Source organism: Alkalispirochaeta alkalica DSM 8900 (assembly GCF_000373545.1).
Lineage (GTDB): Bacteria > Spirochaetota > Spirochaetia > DSM-27196 > Alkalispirochaetaceae > Alkalispirochaeta > Alkalispirochaeta alkalica.
The window spans coordinates 190,910-209,197 of the sequence record NZ_KB891692.1 but is presented as its reverse complement, the minus strand read 5'-3'; the positions used below and the strand labels follow the sequence as shown (position 1 = coordinate 209,197).

The following is an 18,288-nucleotide window of genomic DNA, read 5'->3' as shown; positions in this document are numbered from 1 at the left end:
TCAGGGAGCTTCCCCGGGAGGGGGCGCTGGAGCCCCCCGGGCCGGGCGAACACCGATGCTGTGGCTCGCCGCACCGGGGGCAAAGGCTCCTCGCAGGGTCGGGCGGAGCCCCTCCCGGGGGGTGTTCCAGGCCCCGCCGCGGACAACCCGCAGGACTCTCCCGTAGAGGTCGGGCTCGGGTTCTTCGGGTCCCGCGTAGTTCCGGACCAGGTCTCCCTCCCGCTTCGGGCTGTACCAGTCCCAGCACCACTCCCAGACGTTCCCCAGAAGATCCTGGATTCCCGCCGGCGCGGCCCCGGTGAGCGCCCCCACGGGAGAGGTGGGACCGCCGGCCCGGGTATAGGGCGGCAGGGGATCCTCCCAGGCGTCGCCGCTGCGAAGAAAGTTGATCCCCCGGAGTTCCCGGGAAGAAAGTTCCCGGAAAACCACCAGCGGCTCGGCCCACCCCTCCCGGGGAAGACGCCTGCGGGCAGCCGATGCCAGGGCCCACTCGGCCTCCGTGGGAAGGCGATACCCCGAGGCCCCGCGATCCCAGACGATTTCNCCATCCCTGACCAGGTAGGCCGGGTCCCGCCCCTCCAGGAGCGAGAGACGGTTCATGAGCCACACCGCCCCGAACCAGGTGACCCCCACGGCAGGATGGGAGCGATACCCCGGGATGACTCCCAGGCGCGGNGCTTCCCGTCCGTCCCGGCTGCCCCGGTCCGGTTTCAGCTCTTCCCGGAGTCCCANCTGGGAACCGAAATCGAGCCCCTCCAGCGCCAGCAGCACAAACTCCTGATCGAACCCCGTGAGGCGCCCCCCCGAGAGAGAGAGCTCNCCCGAACGGAGCCCCTGGTTAAAGAGTTCCGCCACGGCCTCCACCGTGAGCGGCGTCCGGGCGATNCCGAAGGGGCCATCCAGCACCACCGGCACCTGGGGCATCTCGTCGGACCGGGCCCCGGGCGTTCCCCGGGGAGCTCCCAGAAGAAGNTGCACCTCCCCGCCGGGATGAATCAGGGGCTCCAGGGCCGAGACGAGCAGGAGATACGTTGCCTCGTGATAGTCACTCCAGGGCGTGGAAACTCCCTGGCTGTTCTCGCCGCGCAGACGCCAGCGCAGGGTTGCCCCGGCACCCGCCGCCGAGAGGAACTCCGCCTCTTCACCGGAAAAATGGTAGCCCTTCTCCCCGGTGGTGGCACTCCCCTCCAGACGGCGGTCCCCCACCTCCAGATGGTACTCCAGATGATACCGCAGGGTTCCCTCCACACCCGTCCAGACCAGGGCCGGCCGGGAAACCACGGTGCGGTCCCCCGATCTGAGCCCCCCGGGAAGGGGCACGCTCCTGGCAGGATCGTAGCTGATGCGGCCCTCNCCCGACCAGGGACCCCGCACACCCCGGGGGGAGACAGCCCGCACCCGCCAGGAAAGCTCGGCCCCCTGGNTGATCTCCCCGGGGGAGAGAATATCCCGGGAGGGTCTGAAGGTTACCCGATCATCCCCGGCCTCCCGGTCCGCCTCGACGATCTCGCGTTGCCCGGCCAGGGATATCTCAAAGGTCGAAGGGGCATCATCCCGGCTCCAGGAGAGNAGCGGCCGGGGGTCCAGTGTCAGAAAATCGTCGCCCCTCCCCCCGGGCGGGGAGAGGCCAAGGTCGAAGGTGACCCTGAAGGGATCGGCCACGGGCACAGAGCGACCCTGGTGAAGTTCGAGAGAGGCCTCGACCCTGACGGGTCTCCCCTGGGGGACGCCCTGGAGGGGGAGCAGAAGGGAGATCAGCGGCGGGTCCTGGCGGGAGGAGAGACCGGAGAGCTCCTTCCGTACCTCGAGTTCCCCCGCCCCGCCTTCGCCGTCAGAATCGGCCCGTGAGTCCGGATCAGCCCCGGGCCAGGTCAGCCGGAGAAGCACCGCCTGAATCCGGGCGGTCTCCAGAGTTCCCGGGGAGATCACCAGGGGAACCTCGTCGGTGGTCAGGACGGCACCATCGGCAGGGACCTGATAAAAGCGGACCTGCCAGTCCTCCTCCCCGGGGGGAAACTCCTCCTCGGGAACGGACCGGCACCCCGCGAGCGCTCCCAGGAGCACCACCAGGAGCGCCCCGAGCACCCTCCCCCCGAGCCAGCCCGGGGAGATCACGCGCTCCCCCTCCCGAGGGCGGTCCCGATCCGGCCGAGACTCCCGGCGAGGCTCTTGCGGAGACTCTGATAATACCATCCCCGCACCCCCTCGGCGCCGCGATAGCACCAGGCCCGCCCCCGGCGGAGCGGCAGATCCCAGCACCCGGGCCGGTGGAGGATCTCCCCTCCAAAGCCCGTCTTGAAACGGTAGAGGCCGTGCATGGGGTGGGCGGGATCATCCGAGGGGGGAATCCCGAAGAGGTCGTAGGCCCCGTCGCCCCGGGCCCGGGCCCCGCGCAGGGCCTCCCACTGGAGGAGGTAGCTCGCCATGAGGTTCCGCTTTATGTCGGCTCCGGCGCCGTAGAGGTAGGTCGAGGTCCCCTCCCAGGAGACCACCACGATTCCCCCGAGGAGATCCCCCTCGTGACGAGCCTGATACAGCGTGAGCAGCGGGGCATCCTCCCGGCGCGACAGTTCCAGCACCCGCTGGTAGTACCGGAGGGGATGGATGGTGATCCGGTCCCGCCGGGCCGTATCCTGGTAGAGGCGGTACCACAGAGCCAGTTCGCGGTCCGCCCGGGGATCATCGGCGGGAAACGCCTCGATCGTGACCCCCCGGCGCCGGGCCAGGCGGATATTATAGCGCGTCTTGGACTTCATCCGCGAGAGCAGGGTCTCCTCGTCCCCGTCCAGGGAGACCACCACCGTATCGGGGGGCTGAACCCGAACAGGAGCGGGCCGCAACCCCGCTGCCAGGGCAGCCTCCCGGTCAAAATGATCCACCCCCCAGGGGACATCCCAGCGCAACAGGTCGAGCCGCCCCGGAAGTTCCCGGGCGGCTGCTCTCATGGACCGGACAACCCCGTCGGTTGCCTCCGGTCCGGGAAGATCCCCACCGGGCCGGGAAAACCCGAAGGGGATATACCCCAGCCTGAAGGGCCCCAGGGAGCGGCAAAAAACCCGCTCCCCCCCGGAGACGGCGGTCACCGACCAGCCGAACTCCTCCTTCAGCTCACCCCACCAGGCCGTCTGCAGGAGCGATCCCGTCATGCCAGGGTCAGCCCACGGCTCCATCGGAAACGCGGAGTGTCTTCAGGGGGTTCCCCCCGGCGTCCACCAGCGGTGTCTCGCCCACAAAAACCGTTCCGCCCGAGGCCCGTATGGGAAGGGCAAAGAAATCGTCGGCCTTCAGCCGCTTCAGGGAATCCTCGGGGGAGGCCTGCCGCTCCTGCCCCTGCAGAAGAACCCGGGACCCCGGCTCCACCCCTTCCAGGAAGAGCACATCCACGATCTCCTGGTCGCCCTCGCCGGAGCTGGCCGCCAGAAGCATCCCCTCGCTCTTGACCCCCCGGAGCTTGGCCGGTTTCAGGTTTGCCACCACCACGATCGTTTTTCCCAGAAGCTCCTCCGGCGTATAGTGACCGCGCAGGCCGCTCACGATCGTCCGCCCCTCGGGGGTTCCATCGTCGAGCCGCTCGATGTAGAGCTTGTCCGCCTCGGGGTGCTGCTCCACCTCGATGATCTTCGCGGCCCGGAGCTCGACCTTTTCGGCAAACCGGTCCTCGATTTTTTCGCTTGCGGCATTCCCGTCCGGTCTGTTCTCGTTCACGGTATTTTCACTCACAGTATTTTCACTCACGGTGTGATCCTTTCTGGTTTTGTCGCTCTTCGCGCCGGGTTTGCCATCCCGGGCTCCTTTGGGGCTCCCGGGCTTCGCCCCGGAGGCAGCGTCTGCCTCGAGGGCCCGCCGGGCACGGTCGGCCTGACTGCCGGAGAAGCGGTCCCGCAGCTCCTGAATCAGTTCGTCCGAAAGCTGCTCGAAGAGAATCTCGGGAAGAGCGATCCGGGAGAGCCCGCGCGGTTCACCCAGCATATCCCAGCTCCAGGACTCCCCGGGGGCAGCCCCCAGGAGCAACCTGATCCGCTCCGCCGTAGCGGGAAGGTAGGGTTCGATCAGAATCGCCAGATCCCGTACCAGATAGACCAGGTCGGCCAGGAGCAGGTGGGTGCCCTCGGGGTCGGTCGTGCGGGTTTTCCAGGGCTCCGCCGCCTGAAAGACCCGGTTTCCGTAGCTCGAGAGGGCGAAGATCCGCCGCAACCCGTCGCGGAGCCCGGCCCACTCCATCTTCTCCGTTATCTCGGCCTCGCGCTGGCGCACCTCGTTCCAGAAGGCCTGGCGATGGTGCGCTCCGGCCGGGGCCGCTCCCTCGGGGGGCACCGTTCCCTCAGAGAGGGCCGCTCCCTCGGGGGGCAGGGCCCCATCAAAGAAGCGAGTCAGAAACGTGGTGGTGCGGTTCACCAGATTCGCCAGGTTTCCGATCAGCTCGCCGTTTACCTTCTCCTGAAAATCATCCCAGGTAAAGGTATAGTCGCTGGTCTCGGGCCGGTTGTAGAAGAGGTAGAAGCGCCAGACATCGGCGGGGATACCCGTCTCCCGGGCATCGGTGCCAAAAACACCGATCCCCTTGCTCTTGGAAAACTGCCCCCCCTCGTAGTTCAGATACTCCGAGGAGCTCATATGGTGCAGCATGGTCCAGTCCTGGCCGCTCCCGAGGAGCGACGAGGGAAAGATCACCGTGTGAAAGGGAATATTATCCTTTCCGATGAACTGAAAGAGCTCGACCTCCCGGGGATTCTTCCACCACTGCTCCCACTGGTCGGTCAGGGTAGCGGTGATCGAGATATAGCCGATGGGGGCGTCGAACCAGACGTAGAAGACCTTATCCTCAAACCCCTCCAGCGGAACGGGGATTCCCCACTTCAGGTCCCTGGTGATCGCCCGCTCCTTCAGGCCGTCCCGAATCCAGGCCTCGGTCATGCGGATCGCGTTGCGCGCCCAGCGGCCCCGCTCGCTCGCCTCGGCCATCCAGGTCTGCAATCTGGGCAGGATCGCCGGAAGGTCGATGTAGAGGTGGGTGGTCTCGCGGATCACCGGCCGTGTTCCATCCATCACGCTCCGGGGGTCGATCAGGTCGGTGGGATCCAGGAGCGATCCGCACTCCTCACACTGATCACCCCGGGCATCGGTGTAACCGCATTTGGGGCAGGTTCCCGCCACGTAGCGATCGGCCAGAAACATGGCAGATTTTTCGCTGTAGAGCTGTTCAATCGTCCGTTCCCGAATGAATCCCTGGGCGTGGAGGCTCAGGAAGATCGACTGGACGATCTCCGTTTGTTGGGGCGTGGAGGTCCGGCCCCATTTGTCGAAGGAGATCCGGAACCACTCATAGATCTCGGTATGGACGGCGTGGTAGCGCGAACAGAGTTCCTCGGGGGAGATCCCCTCCTCGCGAGCCCTGGTCTCCGTGGCGGTACCGTACTCGTCGGTACCACAGACGTAGAGCGTCTCGTACCCCCGGGAGCGGCAGAACCGGGCGAAGACATCGGCCGAGAGAACCTGGATCAGGTTGCCCAGATGAGGAATGTTATTTACGTAGGGAAGCGCACTGGTAATGAGGCGTTTTTTCATGACGCCTCACTATAGGGAGAGCCCCCCCGGGTGGTCAACCGTACCATGCCCGGGGGATAGCCAGGTCCGGACGATACCCGGCCCCGGCAAGACATCCGGGGTCAGTCGATCTCGATAAATTTCTCGATCCGGGCGGCCTCACGCAGGGAGGTCACGTAGGTGCGGGCCGCCTCGTTCTGCAGGTCCTCCAGAAGGAACTCCTCGATCTCGGGGAGAACATCGGTGAAGGCGATGACCCGACCGGGGATCCGCTCCGTCACCTGCACCAGGTGGAGGCCGAACTGGGTCTCCACGATCTCCGAGAGCTCCCCCGCTTCCAGGGCGAAGGCAGCCTCCTCGAAGGCGGGAACCATCTGGCCACGACCGAAGGCCCCGAGATCACCGCCCTGGTCCGAGCTGGGGCAATCGCTGTACTCCCGAGCCAGCGCCTCGAAGTCGGCGCCCTCCAGAAGCTGCTGCCGGATCTCACCGAGCCGGGTCCGCAGCTCATCCGTGTCTGCGCCCTCGTCGGTGGCGAGGAGGATATGGCGGGCCGCTACCTGCTCGGGCCGTTCGAAATACTCGGGATGGGCATCGTAGAACTCCCGGGCCGTGGCCTCGTCCACGGTCAGCCCCTCAAAGGCCCGGGTGTTGATCAGCGTCTCGATGGCGATCTGCCGCAGGACCTCGGCTTCGAAGAGTTTCTCGGAAAACCCCTGCTGCTCCAAGGCCGCACGGTAGGAGTCATCGTCGGGGAACTGACTCCGGAACTGGGCCAGGGTCTCACCCAGCTGCTCGTCGGAGACGGTGATCCCCTGGGCCTCGGCCTCGGTCTCCAGAACGGTACGGGTGATGAGCCCGTCCAGAACCTGCTGCTCCAGCTGTCCCCGCCGGTCCTGGGGAAAGGGTTCCTCATTGTGCTTCTCAAAACGGTAGATGTTGGTCTCCACCACGTCGTTGAACTCCTCCCGGGAGATTCCCCGACCGTTTACCCGGGCCACCATCTCCTCCCGGGAGAGTTCTTCCCCGGCCTGCTGCTCTTCCTGCACCGCCGGTGCGGTGGGTGCTGCCTCCTGCTCTTTTTCCTGTCCTCCCCGTGCCCAGAGGGGGCTCGCCATGAGGAGGAACAAGACTGCCGCTACTGCGGGTATCCGTGTATGTTTCATTCCTATACTCCTTCGCCTGTCATTGAGGTTCGTTATAATGCCTCCAGTCCACCACGAATCGGAGGGGTCTGTAAAGGAGCCTTCCGGGGGAACCTTCCTTGACGACCTTGCCTTCCCAAGCTACTGTGGTGATGAATCGAACCAGACCGATCCTGAATCCAGGATCACACTATCAAGGAGCATTCGTATGTCGGAACAGGACGACTCTACGCCCCGCTTCCCCTTTTCGGTCAACGGGAAGGCCCTGGCGATCGTGGCGGCGGTCATCGTTCTTCTGGGTATGATCACCACCAGTTTCTTCGTGGTCGATCAAACCGAGGAGGCCGTGGTATTGCGGCTCGGGCGCTATCACCGGACAGCAGCCCCGGGCCTTCACTTCAAGTTGCCCCTGGGGCTGGAGCAAAACTACAACGTGCCAACCCAGGCGGTGCAGAACATGCAGTTCGGCTTCCGCCTTCAACAACCGGGCATAACTCCCGTCATGTCTCAAAGTGACTACAAGGAAGAGTCCCTCATGCTCACGGGGGATCTGAACATCGTCGATGTGGAATGGATCATCCAGTACCGCATCACCACCCCCACGGACTGGCTCTTCAACGTGGAGGATCAGGAACGGACGATCCGGGATATCTCCCAGTCCACGGTAAACCGCCTCGTGGGGGACCGGGCGATCATCGACGTCCTAGGCGACGAGCGCCCCGCCATCGAACTTCTGGCCCAGGACCAGATGAACGAGGTCTTCCAGGGCTATAACCTGGGCGTAACGGTCACGGCCGTCCGTCTCCAGAACATCGTTCCTCCCTCGGGACGGGTCCAGGACGCGTTCGAGGATGTGAACCGGGCGATTCAGGACATGAACCGCCTGATTAACGAGGGCCGCGAGGCCTACAACCGGGAGATTCCCCGCGCCCGGGGTGAGGCGGAACAGCTGGTGCAGGTTGCCCGAGGGTACGCCGCCGAACGGGTCAACCGTGCCCGGGGAGACGCGTCACGCTTTGTCAACGTTCTGCGGGAATACCGCAACGACCCCCGCACCACCAGAACCCGTCTCTACTACGAGATGGTGGAAGACGTCTTCGCACCCGATGAACCCAAAACGGAGCACGACCGGCCCGAGCTGATCGACCGGAATCTCTCAAACTTCATTCCCTTGCTGAACATGCAGCGTCAGGACAACACCCCGGGAGGTGCCCGATGAAAAAGATATCATCAATCCTCACGGTACTCCTCGTAGCGGGTATCTTTCTGGTCATTCTGGGGCCCTTCTACATCGTTCCCGAGGGACGCCAGGCCCTGATCATCCGCTTCGGCCAGATCGTGAAGGTCACCCAGGAGGCGGGCCTCCACCTGAAGACCCCCGTGATCGACCAGGTGGTCCCCTATTCGGCCAAGATCCTCTCCTGGGACGGCGAAGCCCGGCGGATGCCCACCTCGGAGAACCAGTTTATCTGGGTAGACACCACGGCACGCTGGGTCATTCAGGACCCGGACCTCTTCTACCGGGCCGTCACCACCATGGAGCGGGCCTATTCTCGCCTGAACGACGTGATCGAGAGCGCCGTGCGTACCGTGATCTCGGGACACTCCCTGGAAGAGGCGGTGCGGGATTCGAACGTGATCAACAAGATCGTCCGGTCCCAGCCCATGCCCTCCCAGGCCGAGCTGGCCGCCGAGGATGGCGACGACCGGCGGCTGCGCGAGATCACCAACCTTCTGGCGGTGGTGGAGGATCAGCCCAATATTTCCATCGGACGGCAGGCCCTCTCGGAGGTGATGCTCGCCCGGGCCAACGAGACCGCCCAGGAACTGGGTATCGAGATCAAGGATATCGTGATCCGCCAGATCCGCTACTCGGCAGACCTCACGGAGAGCGTCTACGAGCGGATGGTCTCGGAACGGCGGCAGATCGCCGAGGCCTACCGCTCCTACGGAGAGGGGCGCAAGCAGGAGCTCCTGGGACAGCGGGACAACGAACGCCGGTCGATCCTCTCCGAGGCCTACGAGCGGGCCGAGACGATCCGGGGAGAGGCCGATGCCCAGGCTGCAATGATCTACACCGACGCGTACCGGCAGGACCCGGAGTTTTTCGCCTTCTGGAGGGCCATCGAGTCCTACCGGAAAACGATGCCCCAGTTCCGCAAGACCCTCAGCACCGATATGGACTATTTCAACTTCCTCTACAGCGAGGAGGGCTAGTTTCTCCTCGGGGCCTCCTTCGGGAGGCCCCCGGGATGGTTGCCTTGACCCACCGCAATTGCTACCATGCGGGCCATGGCTGAAATGCATCTCTCCCGGTTGGCCAAGTGCCTTCCGACGGTCGCTTCCTGTGGTTCCGGCGATCCCCTGATCCGCCGTCTCGTCTACGACTCCCGTCAGGCCGGTCCGGACAGCGCCTTCGTGGCCCTGCCAGGCATCCATGTGGACGGACACGATTTCATCGCTCCGGCGATCGCCGCAGGTGCGCGGGCGGTCTTTTGTGAGGCGATCCCCGACGAACCCGACCCCCGGGCCGTGTACATCCAGGTAGCAGACAGCCGCCACGCCATGAGCACCCTGGCAGCCCGACTCTACGCCGACCCCTCCCGGGAGATCCCCGTCATAGGGGTTACCGGCACCGACGGCAAGAGCACCACCACCTGGCTGATCGATCAGATTCTGACGCAGCAGGATCTGGAATCGGGGTTCATCTCCACGGTGCTGATCAAGCGGGATATCCGGCCCGAGAAGAACAGCTTTCGCCAGTCCACGCCCGAGGCCCCCGAGATTCAGGGCTTCCTCCGGGAGATGATCGACAACGGCAAGGAGGTGGCCGTGGTGGAGGCCACATCCCACGGCCTGAGCGAGCGGACCTCCCGCCTCCGGGACGTCCAGTTTCACGTGGCGGTTCTCACCAACATCAACCACGAGCACCTGGAGTTCCACGGGAGTTTCGAGCAGTACCGCAGCGACAAGGCCAACCTCTTCCGGGCGCTGGACCGCTGTGCAAAGCGGATCGGCGACTCCGACTGGCCGATCTTCGGCGTGGTCAACGCCAACGACCCCAACGCCTACTACTTTCGCAACGCCACCAGACAGGAAGTCCTCTCCTACGGGGTAGATAACCCCGAGGCAGACCTCATTGCCACCGATCTGGAGTCCACCGCCGAGGAGACCCGGTGTGTGGTCCACTGGAACCGGGAGGCCCGGGAGGTAACGATCCCCTTCCCCGGACGGTTCAACGTGGACAACGTCCTGGCGGCGATTCTCGCGGCGGCCCATCTCCTGGACCGGAACCCCCTGGATCTCTTCGATGTCCTGGGACGGATCAAGCCCCTGCCCGGACGGATGCAGATTATCTCCCGGGAGCACCCCTTCCTGCCCATCGTCGATTACGCCCACACACCGGGAGCCTTCGAGACGGTGCTTCCCATGATGAAGGACTTCACCCGGAACCGGCTCATCCTGGTCTTCGGGTCGGCGGGGGAACGGGACCTGGAGAAACGCCCCATGCAGGGATCGATCGCCGCGCGCCACGCCCAGGTAGTGATCCTCACCGATGAAGACCCCCGGGGGGAGGATTCCTGGACAATCCTGGAGGAGATCGCCCGGGGCTGTGACCAGGAGGACCCCGCCATCCGTAGCGAGGGGCGGCTCATCCTGGAACCGGACCGCCGCACGGCCATACGGAGGGCCCTGGACATGGCCGAGCCGGGAGACACCCTGCTCTTCCTCGGCAAGGGCCACGAATCGTCGATCATCTACGCCGATCGGGTCGAGCCCTGGGACGAGGCGGCCGTGGTGAGGGAGGAACTGGAAAAGACCCTCGCGAAAAGCCTGACCCCATGAGGAGGTTCCCGTGAAAGTGATCGTTCTCTACGGGGGCCAGTCCCAGGAACACCAGGTCTCCTGTGTCTCGGCGGCCGGCGTGGTTCAGGAACTGGCGGGCATGGCCGATCTCTCCCTCACCCTGGTGGGCATAACCCTGGAGGGCCGGTGGTTCCTCCAGGACCAGGCCGAACAGCTCCGTCGCGCCCGCGAGGAGGGAACCCTCGGCATCACCCCCGACCCCCGAGCCCTGCTCGGCCTGCGGCCCGGCGAGGGAATCGTCGATGCCGAGGGCACACTTCTTGCAGCCGACTGTGTTTTCCCCGTGCTCCACGGGGCCTGTGGCGAGGACGGCACCGTCCAGGGACTCCTGGAGATGTGCCACCTTCCCTGCGTGGGAAGCGGTGTCACCGGAAGCGCCCTGGGCATGGACAAGATACGGGCAAAGCAGATCTGGGAGCAGCGGGGTCTGCCCGTCGTTCCCTACATCACCGTGAATGACAGGAGTCTGGATGGCTGGAGTGTGGATGGCAGAAGTGTGGGGGACTGCACCGCCGGGGTGGCCCGGGATGCGGCAGAACGCATCGCCGGCACCTTCGGCTTTCCCGTCTTCGTCAAACCCAACGCCGCCGGATCGAGCGTGGGAATCACCCGCGTGGAAGCCCCCGAGGGGCTCGCGGCGGCCCTCGAGCGGGCCTTTCGTGTCGACGGGACGGTCCTGATCGAGCAGGCCCTGGCGGTACGGGAGATCGAGACAGCCGTTCTGGGGAACCAGGATCCCCGAACCTTTCCCCCCGGCGAGGTGATCCCCTCGCACCAGTTTTATGACTACGAGGCCAAATACACCGATCCCGAGGGGGCAGCCCTGAAGATCCCGGCCGATCTGGAACCGGCCCTGGCGCAGCGAATCCGGGATATCTCCCGGGAGGCCTTTTGCGCCGTCGACGCCGCAGGACTCGCCCGGGTCGACTGCTTTCTCCATCGCGAGACCGGAGAGGTCTACCTGAACGAGATCAATACCCTCCCCGGGTTTACGCCGATCAGCATGTACCCCAAGATGGTCCAGGCCGGAGGGGTTACCTACGCGGAGCTGCTGCGGGAGCTTATCTCGCTGGCCCTGGAACGCGCCCGTCACCGCTCAGCCCGGGACTACCGGGCCAGATAGGGCCCCGAAGGGGGCCGGACAACACCGGCCCTACCAGTGCTCGTACCCCACCACCCGCTCCGGGGGAAACCGGGGCGTCAGATCGCCCCGCTCCCCGGGCACACCCACGGCGAGCAGCATCACCACCCTCATCTTGTGGGGAACGCTCAGAAGGACCTTGACATCGGCCTCCTGGAAGGTCGTGACCGGGCACGAACCGAGGCCCTCGTGTTCGGCCTGGAGCATCATGAAGGCCGAGGCGATCCCGATATCTACGGGGTGGCTGGGCTGGTTGTTGGGCATGATGTAATCGACATTGGTGGTGCAGAGCGCGAAGACCACGCCCGCCTGATCCACCTGTTCCTGGCCGAAGGAGGCCTCGGCGAGTTTCCCCTTTTTCTCCCGGTCGGTCACCACGATGAAGCGCCAGGTCTGCCGGTTTTTTGCCGACGGAGCCCGCCGCCCCGCCTCCAGAATCCGCTTGACCACATCGTCGGCCAGGGGCTCCGGTCTGTAGACGCGGATGCTGCGACGATTCGCGATTTCCGGAAGCATTTCCATGGTTCCTCCTCCTTGACCCGAGGGACCTCACCTCCCTATGCTCGGAGTATAGATCGTCATGGGCCTCAACCGAATTGTTCTGAGTGTATCAATCATCTTCTCTTTTTTATACCCCTTCGGGACCGCTCTGGCGGGCCCCGCTCCGGCGGGTTCCGACCCGGGAGGCTCCGCCCTGGGGGGCCGGCTGCCAGGAGGCACGGCAGGGGAGGCCTCCACCCCGGGAGGAACCGGGGGGGCGTCACCTCTGGAGCAGCTCTTTCCCGGGGCCCTGGTCCAGGAGGTGATCCTGCCCGACCAGCCTCTGGGTCCCAGCTTTTATCCGGATTACCTGATCTCCCGGGGTGATGCCCCGCTGCTCCTGGTGGTACTGGATTATCCCGGTGCCGAGGAACTGCTTCTGCACCTCTCGCACCTCACCGACCCGCGCCTGGCGCTCCTCCTGACAGCACCCCGCCACGACCCGGGGGACCGGGGGCTGATCGCCGCAGCCCTTCCCCGGATTCCTCCCGATGTGCCGCGCCTCTTTCTTGCACCGGGAACATCCACGGAATGGCGCGTGGCCGTTCCCGACCGGGCCGCTCCCCTCTGGCTCGTGGAGGCGATCGCCGAAGAGGGGTTTCCCCTGGTCAATACGGCCCAACTGAACGCCGCCCGTCTGGGCTACGGCCTGGCCGACCCGCCCCTGGAGCGCGCCCTCGGCGAGGGGGCCCCGGCGGCACGGCTCTTTCTGGAATCTCCCGGGGATATCACCCGGACGATCGCTCCCCTCCTGGACCAGCTCCAGGATCGTGGCGACGCGCCCCGCCGGGAGGACCTGAACTATCTGATCCTGCCCCTGCACCGGCCGGTCATTATCGACGAATTTACCCTGGTGCGCAGCCTCGTGGTGCTCGCCCTGGTGCTCCTCCTCTATACCGTGAGCTTTCCCCGCCGGGCGCTCCACTATCTCCGTTCCATGGGTCATAACATGCCGGCGATTCTGGTGAGTCTCCTGGTCATCCTGGGGAGTCTCGTGGCGGCGAACCTGGCGATCCGCGCGATCCTGCACCTCTTCCCCCACCCGCCGCCGCCAGCCATCCTGGTGGCGGGCAAGATCTCGGCGGTCTGTACCGCCCTGGGAATCATGGCCACAACCCTGCGCCACCGCCTCCGCCGCGCCACGGCGGTCTATTCCGGCACAGCGGTATTCCTCCTTCTGACGGGCGCGATCGTGTCGGGCCTCACCAGCCTGGTGGTGGGGGCCTATTTCACGGTGAGCTTCCTCTTTGGCGTGCTCTTCAGCCTGGGTCATCGCGCCTGGATCAAGATGGTGACCCTCTTTCTGACCCTGACCCCCCTGGTCTATCTCATCGCGGTCCTGACTCCTGCGGCGGATATGCCCATGATCACGGCACTCCTCACGCCCCCCCTCTACCAGGAGGCGCTCACGGCAGCGGTACTCCTGCCGGCGTTGCTCATGTTCTTCCGCCTGGACGCGATCGCCTCCAGGATTCCCCTGGTGCCCCTGGTGACCATGACCGCCACGGTGGGGCTGGCCCTGACCTCGGCTACCATGATCACCCATTTCCGGCAGGACCGGCCCCTGCCGCTCAGGGTGATCGAGGAGTTTTCCCGGGAACCTGCCGGGGCCGACCGCAGCGACGAACCCTCCCGTCCCGAGGGATACCGCAGCGTCACCTCGGGAAGAAGGGAGATACCCCGGGAGGTAACGATTCTCCTGGCCGGCGAGGAACCGATCCGGTGCGAAGCGATTCCCTGCCGGGAAGAGCTCTCGTCGGCACCGCCGCCACCGCTTCAGCTGCGACTGCGCACCTCCCGCCTCCTGGATCGCCATTCTCTCCACTGGAGCGTGGAGTTCCAGGAGCAGGCCCGGGACCTGAATCTCTCCTTCCAGGCGAGCCAGCCCGTACAGCTCTACGCCTCGGACCACCCCCTGGAAGAGCCCTTCGGCAGCCGGGGCGTGGCGTTCTCCCTGAAGACCGGGCCCGTACCACCCTCGCAGGTCGGGGGAACCCTGGTCTTCCGCGCCGACGAGCTGCCGGTCACGATCACAGCCAGAGCAGAGGCCACCTTCGCCGTGCCCGCCGCGGTCCTGGAGGACGTCTTTGTGCTCTCCTCTTCGCTCTCCTCTTCGCTCTCCTCCCCGGAATCACCCCCACGGGGCTGGCGAAGCGGCGGGGAACCTCCCGAGGCAGCCTACGCCCGAAACACCATAACCCGACGATGGACACTCCATGAGCGGGCAACCCTGGAATAACGGCCCCTCTCCCGGGGAGCAGCCCGGGAAACACCCCGGACGGCAACCGGGGGAACCTCCCCGGGAGAAACTTTTCTTTCACGTCGATATGGACGCCTTCTTTGCCTCGGTGGAGCAACTCGATACCCCGGCCTACCGGGGGAAACCCCTTCTGGTAGGAGGGCGGAACAAGCGGGGGGTGGTCGCGGCCTGCAGCTACGAGGCCCGCCGCTTCGGCATCCACAGCGCCATGCCCATGCAGCACGCCCTGAAACGCTGCCCCCAGGCGATCGTGGCGGCCAGCAGAATGGAGCGCTACCGCCAGGTCTCGCGGGAGATCACCAGCCGCTTCGAAAACTATTCACCCCGGGTGCAGATCGTCTCCATCGACGAGGCCTTTCTGGACATGACCGGCACGGAACGTCTCCTGGGCCCCCCCGAAGGGGTCGCCCGGAACCTGAAGGAGGAGATTCGCACCGCCACGGGGCTCACCATCTCCGTCGGGATCGGCCCTTCACGGCTCATCGCCAAACTTGCCAGTGATATGGACAAACCCGACGGGCTCTACCGGGTCTTTCCGGGCGAGGAGGCCTCCTTTGTGGCGGGGCTGAAGCTGAAAGACCTCTGGGGGCTGGGCGCCGTCACCCGGCGACGGCTGGAACAACTGGGGATCAACACCGTCCTGGCCCTGAGGGAACAGCGGGCGGAGTTCCTCCGGGGCCATTTTGGAGCCTCCACGGGGGATTTTCTCTACCAGCTCTGCCGTGGCCAGGACCCGGGTATCCACGAAGGCCTCCACGAACGACACAGCATCTCGGCGGAACGGACCTTTGCCGACGATATCGACGATCCGGTGCTTCTGAAACAGCAGATTCTGGCCATGGCAGAGGAGGTGATCCAGCGGTCGCTTCAGGAGGACTGGCGGGGCCCCACGGTGCAGGTGAAGCTCCGCTTTCCCTCTTTCGAGACCCACTCCGCCTCCCGCACCCTGACGGAACCTCCCGGGGGGACGCGCCAGCTCGTTGCGGTGGCCTGGCAGCTTCTGGAAAAGCGCCGCCAGGGGAAGCCCCTCAGGCTTCTGGGGGTGGGAATCGCCGGCCAGGCGCGGAGGAACTCCTGGAAGGAACCCCTGCAACAGGACCTCTTTCCCCGGGAGACCCGCCCCCGCGATTCCCGGGAGGACGCGCTGGACCCCACCATTCGCCAGCTTCGGGACCGCTTTGGGAGCGGATCGATCCGGCGGGGCCTCTGGATCTCCCCGCCGGGGGAGGGGACGGAGTCCCCTAGCGACCCGAAGGAACCCTCGGAATAAAGGGCGCCATCTCGGGAGCCAGGGCCTGGAGAAACCGCTCGTCGTCTCCGGAGAAGGCCCCGGGCCGGTGGGAGTCGATGTCGATCTCGCCGATCACCACCCCCTCCCGGTCCGAACCGGCCGGGCCGAAGATCGGCACCACGATCTCGCTGCGCACGCTGAGGCTGCAGGCCAGGTAGTTCTCCTGGGCCGACACATCATCCACCAGAAAGGTCTCGGCCCGTTCCGCCGCCTGGCCACAGATACCCCGTCCGTAGGGAATCCGCACGTGCTCCGTGGGTTCCCCCGCGAAGGGTCCCAGCACCAGCATCCGTTCCCCGGGAACGGCGATGTACAGCCCGAACCAGTCGTAGTGCGGGACCTCCCGCCTCAGAAGATCACAGACCAGCTGCAACCCGGCCTGGCGCGGGGCTCCCCGCAGCAACTCCTGGCGGCACTGCTGAAGAAGTGTCTCGTAGTCAATGTTGCCTTTCACGTTCTCCTCGCTTTCTGCCCTGCTCGGCCTGGGGGCTCGCTTCTGGAAGCCCCTTCCTGGGGGCTCGCACCGAAACCCCGTTGCCCCCCGCCGGGCCGGTCCCCTGCCCCCGGAAACCCGGTGGTTCGGCTCCCGGGGTTGGTGCCCTCTGCGGGTATTCGCGGCAGCACCCTTTTCATGACCGTTACTATCGCGTATTTTATGGGACGAAGACAAGAACGGAGACAAGAGATGATACAAATCAACGAACATTACCAGAAACTCAAGGCGTCCTACCTCTTTGTGGACATCGCCAAAAGCGTCAGGGCCCACCAGGAGGCACACCCCGAACAGGAGGTGATCAAACTCGGGATCGGCGATGTCACCCGCCCGCTGCCCGCCTCGGCTCTGGAAGCCCTTCATACCGCCATCGACGAGATGGCCTCGCCCCGGACCTTCCGCGGCTACGGCCCGGAACAGGGCTACGATTTTCTCCGGGAGGCGATCGCCCGCGAGGACTATCAGAGCAGGGGTGTGAATATCTCGGCCGCCGACGTGTTTGTGAGCGACGGCTCCAAGTGCGACACCGGGAACATCCAGGAGCTCTTCTCCCCTGAACAGCGCGTAGCCGTGCCCGACCCGGTCTATCCGGTCTACGTCGATACCAACGTTATGGCGGGTCGCACAGGCCCCTTCCAGGGAGACCGCTACCAGGGTCTCACCTACCTGTCGGGGACACAGGAAAACGGCTTTGTGCCGCCCCCTCCCGAGGAAGCGGTTGATCTCATCTACCTCTGCTTCCCCAACAACCCCACGGGAGCAACGGCCACGCGGGAGCAGCTCGCGGCCTACGTGGACTACGCCCGAAAGCACCGGGCCCTCATTCTCTTCGACGCGGCCTACGTCTCCTTCATCAGGGACCCCGATCTTCCTCACTCGATCTTCGAGATCCCCGGGGCGGAGACCTGCGCCGTGGAGTTTCGGAGTTTCTCAAAAACAGCGGGCTTCACCGGCCTGCGCTGCGCCTTCACGGTGATCCCCCCTACCGTTCAGGCCTGGACGAGCACCGGTTCGGCCGTGGCGCTGCGGGACCTCTGGTCGCGCCGCCAGACCACCAAGTTCAACGGCGCCTCCTACCCGATACAGCGCGCTGCCGAGGCGGTCTACACCACCCGGGGCAGGGAAGAGGTTCGGGAGCTCACGGACTACTACCTGGAAAACGCCCGGATCATCCGCCAGGGGCTGGCGCAGGCGGGGTTCAGGAGCTTCGGCGGGGAAAACGCCCCCTACGTCTGGGTGGAGGCCCGCAGGCCCTCGTGGGATCTCTTCCACCTGCTCCTGGAACGGGCCGGTGTGGTCACAACCCCGGGGGCGGGCTTTGGCGCCGCCGGCGAAGGGTTCATCCGCATCAGCGGATTCAACGAACGGGAACAGGTCGAGCGCGCCATGGAGCGCATCCAGGCCGCACTCGCATAGATCGATCCCCGGGGCTGCGGACCCTGAACTCCGCAGCCCCTCGGAAAAAGGACGAAGCCATGACGATCTTCCCCTCCCCCCGGGAGGTCGAACATTTTTCTGCCCTCCTCCCCCGGGGGGGAACCGTCCTGGCAGCAGGCCCCGTCCCGGGCGCCCTCAAGCGGGCTGTGCGCCGCCAGCAGGGGCAGCTCACCCTCCTGGACGCCCCTCAGGGCCGACAGCTCCTGGAGGCAGACCAGGTGATCGCCCGACAGGGCCTCCCCGACCTTCTCTCGGTCCACTACCGGAACGAGGAGGATGAGATCCTGGCGGCCCTCTCCCGGGCCGTCAAAACGGTACGCCTCCGGTTCACCCCGGAAGACCCCGAGGTCGCACTCCGGGCAGTCCTCCGGCTGGAACGGCTGGGAAGGTACCTCCACAACTTCTCCCTCGACGAGACCCACCGGCTGGTCCTGCGCGGCCCCTGGTGGACCCGGCAGGAGCTTCTGGAATACCTCCAGGAGATCCCCCCCGAGGGGCCCCGGGGCTACATCTACGCCAGGCTCACCCCCGGAGAAGGTCTCCCCGGCCAGGAAAATCGATGAAAACATT

14 protein-coding genes are annotated in these 18,288 nt (G+C 65.6%); 8 read left to right on the top strand and 6 right to left on the bottom strand.

All coding sequences use genetic code 11. The features are described from left to right. From B071_RS0102470 to B071_RS0102455, 4 genes are all read right to left on the bottom strand, one after another. Entirely contained in the window at nucleotides 1-2,193 is a 2,193-nt protein-coding gene (locus tag B071_RS0102470; protein ID WP_094354932.1) for a formylglycine-generating enzyme family protein, read from the bottom strand. Continuing rightward, nucleotides 2,112-3,146, bottom strand: coding sequence for a lipid II:glycine glycyltransferase FemX (locus B071_RS15460; protein WP_018525521.1), 1,035 nt, complete (start codon nucleotides 3,144-3,146; stop codon nucleotides 2,112-2,114). The genes B071_RS0102470 and B071_RS15460 overlap by 82 nt, the downstream gene beginning before the upstream one ends. Nucleotides 3,147-3,153: 7 nt before the next feature. Beyond that, nucleotides 3,154-5,565 carry a methionine--tRNA ligase gene (metG, locus tag B071_RS0102460; protein WP_018525520.1) on the bottom strand — a complete coding sequence of 804 codons (2,412 nt, stop codon included), beginning with the start codon at nucleotides 5,563-5,565 and terminating at the stop codon, nucleotides 3,154-3,156. 101 nt (nucleotides 5,566-5,666) lie between these two features. Then, nucleotides 5,667-6,710 carry a foldase protein PrsA gene (locus B071_RS0102455; RefSeq protein ID WP_018525519.1) on the bottom strand — a complete coding sequence of 348 codons (1,044 nt, stop codon included), beginning with the start codon at nucleotides 6,708-6,710 and terminating at the stop codon, nucleotides 5,667-5,669. A gap of 187 nt (nucleotides 6,711-6,897) precedes the next feature. On the opposite strand from B071_RS0102455, the gene hflK reads away from it, so the two are divergent. From hflK to B071_RS0102435, 4 genes are all read left to right on the top strand, one after another. Continuing rightward, nucleotides 6,898-7,908, top strand: coding sequence for an FtsH protease activity modulator HflK (hflK, locus tag B071_RS0102450; RefSeq protein ID WP_018525518.1), 1,011 nt, complete (start codon nucleotides 6,898-6,900; stop codon nucleotides 7,906-7,908). After that, nucleotides 7,905-8,906, top strand: a complete 1,002-nt coding sequence (hflC, locus tag B071_RS0102445) for a protease modulator HflC (protein WP_018525517.1) — start codon at nucleotides 7,905-7,907, stop codon at nucleotides 8,904-8,906. Before hflK ends, hflC begins: the two co-directional genes overlap by 4 nt. A 75-nt stretch (nucleotides 8,907-8,981) precedes the next feature. Next, nucleotides 8,982-10,535: a UDP-N-acetylmuramoyl-L-alanyl-D-glutamate--2,6-diaminopimelate ligase gene (locus B071_RS15455; RefSeq protein WP_157702983.1), complete on the top strand. Its 1,554-nt coding sequence runs from the start codon at nucleotides 8,982-8,984 to the stop codon at nucleotides 10,533-10,535. A 10-nt stretch (nucleotides 10,536-10,545) separates the two neighbouring features. Beyond that, a complete protein-coding gene (locus tag B071_RS0102435; protein WP_018525515.1) occupies nucleotides 10,546-11,679 on the top strand; it encodes a D-alanine--D-alanine ligase family protein in 1,134 nt (377 codons plus the stop codon). A gap of 30 nt (nucleotides 11,680-11,709) precedes the next feature. On the opposite strand, the gene B071_RS0102430 is transcribed toward B071_RS0102435, so the two are convergent. Next, entirely contained in the window at nucleotides 11,710-12,219 is a 510-nt protein-coding gene (locus tag B071_RS0102430; RefSeq protein WP_018525514.1) for a nitroreductase family protein, read from the bottom strand. Nucleotides 12,220-12,277: 58 nt separating this feature from the next. On the opposite strand from B071_RS0102430, the gene B071_RS0102425 reads away from it, so the two are divergent. Both B071_RS0102425 and dinB read left to right on the top strand, forming a co-directional pair. Then, the gene (locus B071_RS0102425; protein ID WP_018525513.1) at nucleotides 12,278-14,476 is read left to right on the top strand and encodes a hypothetical protein; all 2,199 of its coding nucleotides are present in this window, start codon (nucleotides 12,278-12,280) and stop codon (nucleotides 14,474-14,476) included. After that, entirely contained in the window at nucleotides 14,454-15,767 is a 1,314-nt protein-coding gene (gene dinB / locus B071_RS15450) for a DNA polymerase IV (protein ID WP_018525512.1), read from the top strand. The genes B071_RS0102425 and dinB overlap by 23 nt, the downstream gene beginning before the upstream one ends. On the opposite strand, the gene B071_RS0102415 is transcribed toward dinB, so the two are convergent. After that, the gene (locus B071_RS0102415) at nucleotides 15,739-16,242 is read right to left on the bottom strand and encodes a GAF domain-containing protein (RefSeq protein ID WP_018525511.1); all 504 of its coding nucleotides are present in this window, start codon (nucleotides 16,240-16,242) and stop codon (nucleotides 15,739-15,741) included. The two genes, dinB and B071_RS0102415, sit on opposite strands and share 29 nt — an antisense overlap. 231 nt (nucleotides 16,243-16,473) lie before the next feature. On the opposite strand from B071_RS0102415, the gene B071_RS0102410 reads away from it, so the two are divergent. After that, nucleotides 16,474-17,697, top strand: a complete 1,224-nt coding sequence (locus B071_RS0102410; protein WP_018525510.1) for an LL-diaminopimelate aminotransferase — start codon at nucleotides 16,474-16,476, stop codon at nucleotides 17,695-17,697. Between the two features lie 59 nt (nucleotides 17,698-17,756). After that, nucleotides 17,757-18,281 carry a hypothetical protein gene (locus B071_RS18145; protein WP_018525509.1) on the top strand — a complete coding sequence of 175 codons (525 nt, stop codon included), beginning with the start codon at nucleotides 17,757-17,759 and terminating at the stop codon, nucleotides 18,279-18,281. Nucleotides 18,282-18,288: the final 7 nt, after the last annotated feature.